Annotated in this window: 10 protein-coding genes; 1 reads left to right on the top strand and 9 read right to left on the bottom strand. The window is 39.8% G+C overall.

The annotated features are described in order from the left end of the window. The 9 genes from G589_RS0115820 to G589_RS21425 all read right to left on the bottom strand — a co-directional run. On the bottom strand, positions 1-849 hold an 849-nt coding region (locus G589_RS0115820; protein ID WP_035776349.1), incomplete at its 3' end, for an MFS transporter. A 46-nt stretch (positions 850-895) separates the two neighbouring features. After that, positions 896-1,264 (bottom strand): fluoride efflux transporter CrcB, encoded by a 369-nt coding sequence (gene crcB / locus G589_RS0115815; RefSeq protein ID WP_013282473.1) that lies wholly within the window; start codon positions 1,262-1,264, stop codon positions 896-898. A gap of 32 nt (positions 1,265-1,296) precedes the next feature. Beyond that, a complete protein-coding gene (locus G589_RS21430) occupies positions 1,297-2,223 on the bottom strand; it encodes a GNAT family N-acetyltransferase (protein WP_013282472.1) in 927 nt (308 codons plus the stop codon). Positions 2,224-2,502: 279 nt separating this feature from the next. After that, positions 2,503-2,850: a type II toxin-antitoxin system HicB family antitoxin gene (locus tag G589_RS0115800; RefSeq protein ID WP_022766333.1), complete on the bottom strand. Its 348-nt coding sequence runs from the start codon at positions 2,848-2,850 to the stop codon at positions 2,503-2,505. Then, a complete protein-coding gene (locus G589_RS0115795; RefSeq protein WP_013282470.1) occupies positions 2,847-3,107 on the bottom strand; it encodes a type II toxin-antitoxin system HicA family toxin in 261 nt (86 codons plus the stop codon). The genes G589_RS0115800 and G589_RS0115795 overlap by 4 nt, the downstream gene beginning before the upstream one ends. A gap of 78 nt (positions 3,108-3,185) precedes the next feature. Further along, a complete protein-coding gene (locus G589_RS0115790; protein WP_022766334.1) occupies positions 3,186-4,514 on the bottom strand; it encodes a hypothetical protein in 1,329 nt (442 codons plus the stop codon). Next, a complete protein-coding gene (locus tag G589_RS0115785) occupies positions 4,495-5,493 on the bottom strand; it encodes an ATP-binding protein (RefSeq protein WP_022766335.1) in 999 nt (332 codons plus the stop codon). The genes G589_RS0115790 and G589_RS0115785 overlap by 20 nt, the downstream gene beginning before the upstream one ends. A gap of 3 nt (positions 5,494-5,496) precedes the next feature. Further along, on the bottom strand, positions 5,497-7,434 hold the full coding sequence (locus G589_RS0115780; RefSeq protein ID WP_026522813.1) for a Mu transposase C-terminal domain-containing protein: 1,938 nt from the start codon (positions 7,432-7,434) through the stop codon (positions 5,497-5,499). Continuing rightward, entirely contained in the window at positions 7,427-8,083 is a 657-nt protein-coding gene (locus tag G589_RS21425; RefSeq protein WP_022766337.1) for a hypothetical protein, read from the bottom strand. The genes G589_RS0115780 and G589_RS21425 overlap by 8 nt, the downstream gene beginning before the upstream one ends. 280 nt (positions 8,084-8,363) lie before the next feature. Between G589_RS21425 and G589_RS0115770 the strand changes: the two genes are divergently transcribed. Then, entirely contained in the window at positions 8,364-9,422 is a 1,059-nt protein-coding gene (locus G589_RS0115770; protein WP_026522812.1) for a tyrosine-type recombinase/integrase, read from the top strand. Positions 9,423-9,436: the final 14 nt, after the last annotated feature.

The following is a 9,436-nucleotide window of genomic DNA, read 5'->3' as shown; positions in this document are numbered from 1 at the left end:
CCCGACCTTATCATAAAGCCAGCCAAAGAATAGTGCAGCAAAGGCATCCACAGCCATTGCCCCAGCATATAGCAGGCTGAGCATGGATTCATTAAATGCTCCGGTATTAGCCGAATGAAGTGTGATCAGGGTGAAGTCTGCAAAGCCAAAAGCAAAAAAGCAGATGGCCGCCATGAACAGAACAAATGACTTCCTGAATTCAAAGCTTGCCGGTTTATCTTCCTGCTTTTCAAAGATCTCCGGATCAGGGTATCTTATCTTTGCTGTCAAAACAAGAGCTATGGTGATCATTGCAGGAACAAGCAGTATCGCAAAAGAGATTCTATATGTTGTAAAAAGGTCGTCTGTACCTTTTACAAGAGCTGTTACAAAAAGCAGTACCGGTCCGAGAAACGCGCCAAGCTGATCCAGAAACTCCTGATAGGCAAAGCCTTTTCCGGTTCCGATCTCGCTTGCCGCAAAGCTTACCAATGTGTTTTTGGCAGGCTTTTTTATCGCTTTTCCGATACGCTCCAGGATTACAAGACCGCAGGCCCAAATCCAGCCATGTTCAGGTACGAGTGCCAGTGCAGGAATCGCCAGAGCCTGTATTACATAGCCCGTGATAACAAATGTCCAGTATTTCTTCGTTTTATCTGCTATAAATCCGGATATGAGCCTTAGTGAATACCCGCACAATTCTCCTATACCGGACACAAATCCGATGGTTGCAGCGGATGCCCCTGCGAGGTTCAGATATTCGCCCAATATGCTTCTGGCGCCTTCATGAGTCATGTCCGAAAACAGACTTACGATTCCCATCAGGGTTATAAATATTATGGCGCCAGACAAAGCCCTTTTTTTATCCATGTTCTACTCCACTAATCCCGATTTGCTTATTTCATTATCCTGAAATTCAAAGTTTTATTATCGTCGCAAGTTTCTTTCCGCATAGAATTCCAAATATGCAGCAACAACAACTCAGTACCACATATAATCCGCCATTCATATATTGTTTCTTCTCAAACAAATTAAAAGCTTCAAGGGAAAATGTAGAGAATGTGGTAAAACCTCCACACACCCCTGTCTTCCAGAAAAGAATGGTATTATCAGATACACTTTCTCGGTTACTGGTAATTCCAACAACGAATCCAATTAGTATGGCACCGAGGATATTTGTAATCAGAGTTAATATCGGAAAATAAGTCTTAACAGGAATCAGACTTATTGCATATCGCGCTACTGCACCCAAGGCACCACCAAGTGCTACAAATAGAAAATTCATATCAACCTCTCTATTGTCATATATACTGAAATTTAAAAAGTATTCTCTGCCTTACTCTTAAGATAGCTATCAGCCTTTTTAAGCATCTCTTTTTTGTTATCATACTCTATGGTATTGATAGCATCTTCAAGTTTAAGAATCTTCAGAGCTTTGACCTCGTCTGGTCTTGTTATGCTCGGAGATGAGTCTTTATACTTAGCAAGGAAATAAACTACCTGCTTTGTCACTCCAGGTTTTTCTGAAAGCGTATACTGTTCGCTTGCTCTAAATTCAGTGTCTAACTCGACTTTCAGATTTGTTTCTTCCTTTATTTCACGAAGCGCAGTTTCTATTTCAGTCTCGCCTTCTTCCATATGTCCTTTTGGAAAGCTGTGAGATCCGCTCATTTCCTCAACTAAAAGATATTTTATTACTCCACCGTCTATAGTGTATACTATTGCCCCGCAAGATTTTTCAAACTTATCATTGAATTCTTTTTTACCCAGTTCCATGTAAATATAAAGAGAAGGATCTTCTCCTAAAGCAATAACATACTCAGGCATTTCTTTCTGAATAAATCCCAACTTACGGTACAAATTTATTGCCTTGGCATTAGCTGGATGGGGATCAACCCACAGATTTTCAGCTCCTTGTTTAAAAGCTTCTTGAATAGAGTATAGTAGCGCCTGCGTTGCAATCCCTCGGCCCCTGGCAAATTCAAATAACTTAATATCCAAAGAAGCATTTTTAGTTTCCGAATCAATACGATATTGAGTCTCACCGCAGTATTTGCCATCTTCAAAAATTGAATAATGATTTTGCTTTGGTCTTGCAGATATGAATCTATCTAACCATTCTCGTACTGCTTCCCCTGTCTCATGCAATCCTCCTGGCCAGATATACTGCATGACGTCTTCATCTGCCCACAGGTTTTGTATATTCTTGATATCATCATATGTTGATTCTTTAATAGTTATCACTTAGTTCAGCCCCTAAATCTTTAGTTTGTCTTAGTCAGTTTTAACTGAAATCTAATCAGCGAAATGAATCACTTCTACAGATTATAATGTCCTAATTTTCTCCACAACTTTTTTAAACTCATCATATCTAATTTGCTCAGAAAAGGTTTCATACCCTTATTTTTTAATAGTTGAAACAAATAAAGAAAAGCCTTGTCATCAAGGCCTTTCCATTATAAAATCCATCTTTAGTTATCAGTTCTCGAATCGGCGAATTAACAAAAATATTGCGTCTTTGGGCTAACCTTCTAGGATGTCCAGTTCATCATCAATAGCTCTGGATACAAACTGGTTTATTGTGATTCCTTCATTGGCAGCATATAATGCAATTTTCTTGTGCTGTTCGGGTTTAATACGGACATTGAAGGAGCCTTTAAACTCACGCTCAGGCTCTTTACCAATCTTTTTGCAGTAATCCAGGTAATTATCTATACAGTCATGCATTGACTGGGAAAGCTCTTTTACCGATTCTCCATGAAAGTTCAGAGAATCATTGATTCCGAGAACATGACCGATAAAAATCTGATCTTCCTGGTCAAATTCTACCTTTGCATGATATCCGTTGTATTCCATCAGTGAACTTATCATTCTATCTCACCTACTTCCTTAAGAAATGCTATGACCATCTTTACATGATACCTGTACAGCTCATTGCCTGGGTGTGGACCGTCAAATTGAAGGATGCGCTTGGTTTCAACATGATAATAGCCTATTCCTGATCCTCTTCCGCCCTCGAACTTTTCGCAGCCACATTGCTTCATAAGTGCGTCGAGTTCTCTTATTGTAAAACTTGTCGGTGCGGGTTTGGACAGTATTTTTTCTAGTAATTTTGATTTCTTTGGCACAGTAATTCCTCTTGCAACTATTTTCTAGTTACAATATAACACTTTAGCCCTACCTCGTCAATTCCAACAGAGTAACAGCTAGCATTTCCTTATTTCATACATATCTTCATGTTTCAGATACAATACCTGATATGTCGGGATTATTAGTGTGTTCCATGGATCAGATATATATACTCCGCCTGTAGACGTTGCTGATTTCTTGAACTGGATCCATAGGTCATCTATCATATCTGACATGATGAAAAGTTTAAGATAAACTTTATCTGCTTCAGATTCGCCAATTTCGTAAAAACGTATCCCACCTACACAAGTAACATCTTCCAGAGTATATGACCGTAAATTTCTTTGCATTACAGGCCGGATGTTGTGTCCAAGGCAGGCTGCGCTGATAGCATCACCGGGCTCTTCGAAGCCCTGCATTATCCATGTGAAGCATATTGCGAGCAGTGTCATATCCGAATCACGGATACTGTCCACGTAATGTAAGGTGTTAACATCGTTTTCTGACAGTGAGAAAATGCCCTTGCCTATGATAGACATATATTTTGCGAATAAAAAGCAGTCAACCATATCATAAGAGTCATACTCTGCAGGCATAATACGGAAGAACTTCTTTATGCGCTCAAATGGGTTATATACTACATTCTGCTGATTAAACCACGTGAAGAAACCCGCTTGAAAACAATTATATGTTTCCGGGCGTCGATCAACATACATTTTCGATATTATAGGCGTTTTATCTGCTTCTTTAGAAAGAATAGGTGAATAAAGATAACTTATATTTGAAGTGTACACTTTCCCATATTTTTCAAAAGATCTATTGATCACATCTGTATCATAAAAGTCATTTGGATTAGTCCTGCAACAAGGAAGGGGTAATAAATAAGCATTAAATCCTGTCCCTTTCTCATACGGACTGCATCTGATTCCTTCAGCGTGATAAAAATTATGTTCAAAAACAAATCTCCCATCCGTCCCTGTTCCCGGGTGGAAAGGGCAGGTCTTTACATAATGGAACTGATGGATTATGCTATGATATCCATCTTTCAGGCATTTGGGGCATATTCGCATATGATATGTACCAAAATAAGATCTTGCAGTGTTATAATCCATATGCGCAAAGATTTCCATTTTGTCTATATACCACTGGGGCAAAATTTTATTAAGGCACTCGATTGTTTCTAAACTGTTTCTGCAATGTCCATCCATCTGAAATCCTTCTATATATTTCTTCTCGTTGGTCGCTTCAGCTCCAAGCATTTTGAGCGCATGTTTACTTGAACATATGTTGACCCTGCAAAAGTTTGCAAGAATGCTGAATATGGATTCATAAGGTCTCACCCATTTTTTATCCCATCTGTATTTTCTGGAAAAAAGTAAATCCTCTTTATTTAGTGTATTCATCATCTGATTCACCATAGCCCGAAAGCGCTACACAACTTTCAAGTTCCTTTCTCGTAGGGAATGCAATTGGACTGCTTCCCAGTTTTCCATGCTTATTGAGGCAGATCACCAGTGAATCTATGAAATATTTCATGGGAATATCTTCTGCCGCAATCCTCTTTTGGATCCTTACACTCTGAAATGCTTCCCAGAAGTCATTGCTGATATCAAAAAAGGTCTTACCATCTGCGTAAGGAAAATAAAAATCCACAAGTCCATCCGATAATATTTCATAGTCTGTAATGCAAACATGAAGTTTATCTACCGAAGCCATGCAGAACTGGAGCTCTTTGGGATCCTGTATACCAAAGAACTGGCTTTCATTGATCATGAAACGTCCAACTATCTGATCTTTGCCCTGAAGTTTAAAGGAATGCTTAAGATCCTTAAGTTCCCTTGTCCCGTACATGAACACAGATAACTGGATATCTTTTCCGCTAAGATTGTTATATAAATCCATAAGCCAGTAAAAATCCTTTTCCCTTAGTTTCCAGGCTTCATCAATGAACATGACTGCTTTCTTAAAGGGGGTCTCGTGAGCACGTAATATAAGCTCATTAAGAACTCGTTCTTTTAGTATTAGTGCGGTACTGTATCTGGGACATTCATAGCCCATAGCCATAAGTATCGAGGCATAGAAGTTTCTCTCAGTTTCGGGGTGATCAGTCACATTCCATATAATGACCATTTCACGGCTCCCATATTGATTTCTTATGGATTCAGCTACATAGTTCATACACACCGTCTTGCCTATCCTGGCTCTTCCATAAGTAATACTCCCACAAGCTCCTATGCCGAGCCATGAATTGATTCTCCGTTCTTCATCAAGGATGCTCTTAGTCGGAAATACAAGCTTACGGGAAGTAAGATAGCGGATAGTCATCTGTGATATGAACTGTTCTGATATATTATTAGCTGATACAGCTTCTTTTGCAGAATACACGCATTAACCCTCCTTTCTGCTTTGGAACATCAACGTATAAAGGTCTTCCGGTGAAAGACCTTTAATATCTTCATATCTTAGTACAGCCCCAGTTTCCTGTTTTTTACGTACAGTCTCCAGGTTAAATGTATTATCACTTTGCTGTTCTGCTGCTATGCCCTTGCCAATCTCACGTCTGACTATATCTGCCCTGGTAGCGTTTCTCCGGCTTTTCTTTCCTTTGACATCAAGGCTTGATATATATGCATCTATCGGTGTATCAAATATTAGTTTTGATCTCCCACGCTCTCTGGCAAGCTTCAGGGCATTCTTTCTCGTCCTGACGGAATGTGATTTTGTACCGAATTCCCCACTTGCCTTAAGCGTGTCTATATATCTGCCATCCTGATCATATGCCTCAATACTGGAAATATCCCTGGGGTCATAAAGGATGGTCAGTGACTGTCCAAGGTAGTGTTCAGTGGCAGAGAGTATCTTGCTACGATACTCAGTACCCATAAACTGAATATATGCGTGTTTGCCATGTGCTGCCCTACCTCTGACAGTGCGTTTGTCCATCCTCATGTTCAGACGTTCTATGACTGATATGATCATATCTTCGTCAGCCACATATGGGTAAAGCCCTGCTTGAAACAGTTTGCAGCTCATGCACTCTAATGGTGAAAGTCCATCTACCCCTTTATGGGGTGTGTTATTATACTCAGCTATGAGAACATCTATCAGTTCAGTCATCTGTTCATATGTGACATCATATTTTATTGCATTTTTTTCAGGGTTTTTTCTGACAGGATCTTTGGTATCTGACCCGGTTGTTGATGGCAGCATATGGAATCCTCTGGACTCTAGCGTTCCGAAAAATCTTTCAACAATTCCTCTTGTTTCGGGAGTTGCAACAGATCCATAGTTAACGCAGCAGCCAAGCTCATCTACAAGTTTTCCTACCGTGTATGCTGAAAGATGCGATTTTGCATTATCCAGCATTATTGAATCAAAGACTGCATATTTGAAATCAGAAAACGCGGTTGAATAGAAACCGCCATTAGATGGATACTGAAGTCCTTCGATGGTCAGATCCAGCAGAGTTTTCGGTATGATGGCATTTTTAATAGCATCCATGACATCATACTGGTCGTAATTAAATTCCTGAGAAAGGGAATATCCAAGGATACATCTTGTTGCTATATCTATCACGGCTATTAACCACGCCCTTGTAGCAACAACCTTGCTAACAGTGCCGTCTGTATTGGGTACATCAATTACATATTCGATATCTATGATGTGGCCGTCAATCTGTACTGTAGCAAAAGGAGCCACCGGATTGACTGTAAGCCTGTGCCCAATCCCTGTAGACGCAAGCTTCTGGGCAGTATTTTTATCAAATCTTCTGGCATTTAAAGAAATGTTATCAGCTTCAAGTTTATGGACGTAGGCACACATGCTGACATATCCACGGTTTTCTGTAGTAAATGGGTACTGCCACTCTGTGATGCCAAGATTGCGGCATTCTTTAAGAAATAACCTGTGAAGTGATGTTATGTTCATGTTCCTGACAAGCGTATATTTCCTGTCACCAAAATAACACCCTATTATGAACTCTTTCAATTGAGGATACTTCTCCAGAAGCTGATCAAACTCTCTGCCATGTCCTGATCTCGTTTCTCTAAAGGGTTTACCTCCTGTTAAAAGACCGTGATATCCAAGAATATTCCCTGCATCATTTGAAGAAAGACATCTTTCTATCAGCGATACCATCCTCGAACCGGGGATACCTGTCATTTCAGTAATCTTTTTTACAGATTCGCCATCTATGTACATATCTACAGCCTGCTTATTTAGCATATACCTACTTCTTTTAGATTCAGGGACAGTACTGATAAGCGGTTCAGTCCACATGCTCCTTGCCTGGCGGAGTTCTTCGATATTATATTTTTTATTAGCCAATGGAGATCACCTCCGTATCTGCAGAGATGCAGTCTGTATTCATATTGCTCAGTGTGACCAATCCTCTATAGTACAGATCTGAAATATAATCCAGCGCTCTGTACTTTTCTAGGCGCCCCATCTTTTCAAGTTCACCGATACATATATGCCTTTTTGCCTGGATAAAACTTAGGAAGATCCTGTCTGCATTTAATCCACAAGCTGTGAATCTTCTGGCCCTGGCTGCAAGAAGCGATATATTTCGGATATAGAAAGGTCCTATTTCAATATTCTTTTCGTTTCGGAATACAAAATTGACATCATTCTGTAAGCACCACGCCGACTGGCAGGCAACCTTCACATGATCCTTACTATCATCAGAACTGCAAAGATATGCAACACCTTGATATTCTTCTGTTCCGTCTTTATATTTTACCCATGCATTGAACAGAACCTTTGACTCCTTCCCTCCTATATAGACAGTAGTTTCCAAAGGATATTCACAGTACCACTCCACATCAGGATTCATCTCAAGAGTAAGAATATTCTCATATTCAAGGTTAGAAAATACTGCTACTCTTCTCCGAAGTTTTCTGCTGTGAAATACCCAATAGTTACTGCCATAGCTTGAACTTCTCAGCCTGAAAATAGGTTCCTCGTATCGATACATTTTTAGTGCACCTCCTATCGATAAAATTAAGTTTATATAACGATAATATTATCGGCATAATTATATCCTTGGCACTCATATTCGGCTTTTTACACTTTTATCTTTAAAATTACGGCTTTTTACAAAAATAGCTTAAATGGTACGGCTTTTTACGATTTTTAGCTTTAAAAATTTAACCTAAATGGAGAGTAATGTAAAATGTGAAAAAAAAGAAAGCCCATGGTTGTGAGCTTTCTCGTATATGTATATTTTACTGTTTTAGGTTAATCTGACAAATGCCATGGCTGAAAGAACACCCGCTAAGACAAATACACAGAAACTTAGAGAAATCACGGATTCTTTACCTGAATTTACCCATCAGTATTTTTATTCGGGAACATCGAGTAAAGCCATACTTACAAGGCTTTCTTATGCGCTTGATATAAGGTTTTTCCTCGAATATGCAGTGAATTTCCTGCCATATTTTCCTGAGAATCAGGTAAAAGACCTTTCCCTTGCGGATATTAAGCAGATTAAAGCCACAGATATCGACAATTTTCTCACCTGGATGGATGAGGATCAAAAGCTCTCGGAAAGAACCAGAGCAAGGCGCAGATCCTCAGTATCCGGGCTCTTTGAATACCTGATAAATACCGAGAGAAAGCTTGATTATAATCCGGTTTCCGGCTCACAATCCGTGGAAATCCCTGAAAATGAGTATGTTACATACTTAAATCTCGATGAGCAGGAACAGCTCCTTAATTGCATCAAATATGGCACGGGACTTACCAAAAGACAGCTTGCCTTTCATGAAAAATACCAAAAACGTGACCTTGCAATAATATTTCTTTTCCTGGATACAGGCCTTAGAATCTCGGAATTACAGGCCCTTGATGTAAATGATGTGGTTATTTACGAAGACCCTTTTGATGAAGAAAAAAACGAGTGTTATGTTTTAGCACTGCGCAAAGGCAAGAAAAAAGCCGGCGTTGCGTCAAAGGTCTTTTTCTCCGATGAATCCAAGGAATATATTCAGGATTATCTGGAATCAAGGAAGATCCACGGCGAAAAGTTCACGGAAGACACTCCCCTCTTCTCTACTACTGCCGGAGAGCGCCTATCCATCCGTGAAATACAGCAGATGCTCAAAAAGTATGTAAATGCGTCTCTGAAACGCAGTGATATCAGCGTCCACAAGCTCCGCTCCAGCTTTGCAATGGAGTTTTATAAGCATGAAAAGAATATCCTGGTGCTCCAGCAGCGAATGGGACACAGATCCATCAATGCCACCAATATCTACGCCAGAGCCAGCGACAAGGAAGAAGCGGTCAAGAGTTCAAGAAACTGGCGAAAAAAATAGAGCGTTGTTAACGC

It is taken from the genome of Butyrivibrio sp. VCB2001 (genome assembly GCF_000423965.1).
GTDB lineage: Bacteria > Bacillota > Clostridia > Lachnospirales > Lachnospiraceae > Butyrivibrio.
Note: the sequence above shows the minus strand (reverse complement) of the source record. Positions and strands in the feature narration are given on the sequence as shown.

Bases quoted from the DNA above. Each gene is read 5' to 3' on its own strand.
- G589_RS0115770 (WP_026522812.1), top strand. From the start codon at position 8,364: ATGGCTGAAAGAACACCCGCTAAGACAAATACACAGAAACTTAGAGAA.
- G589_RS21425 (WP_022766337.1), bottom strand. From the start codon at position 8,083: ATGTATCGATACGAGGAACCTATTTTCAGGCTGAGAAGTTCAAGCTAT.
- G589_RS0115800 (WP_022766333.1), bottom strand. From the start codon at position 2,850: ATGATAAGTTCACTGATGGAATACAACGGATATCATGCAAAGGTAGAA.
- G589_RS0115790 (WP_022766334.1), bottom strand. From the start codon at position 4,514: ATGATGAATACACTAAATAAAGAGGATTTACTTTTTTCCAGAAAATAC.
- crcB (WP_013282473.1), bottom strand. From the start codon at position 1,264: ATGAATTTTCTATTTGTAGCACTTGGTGGTGCCTTGGGTGCAGTAGCG.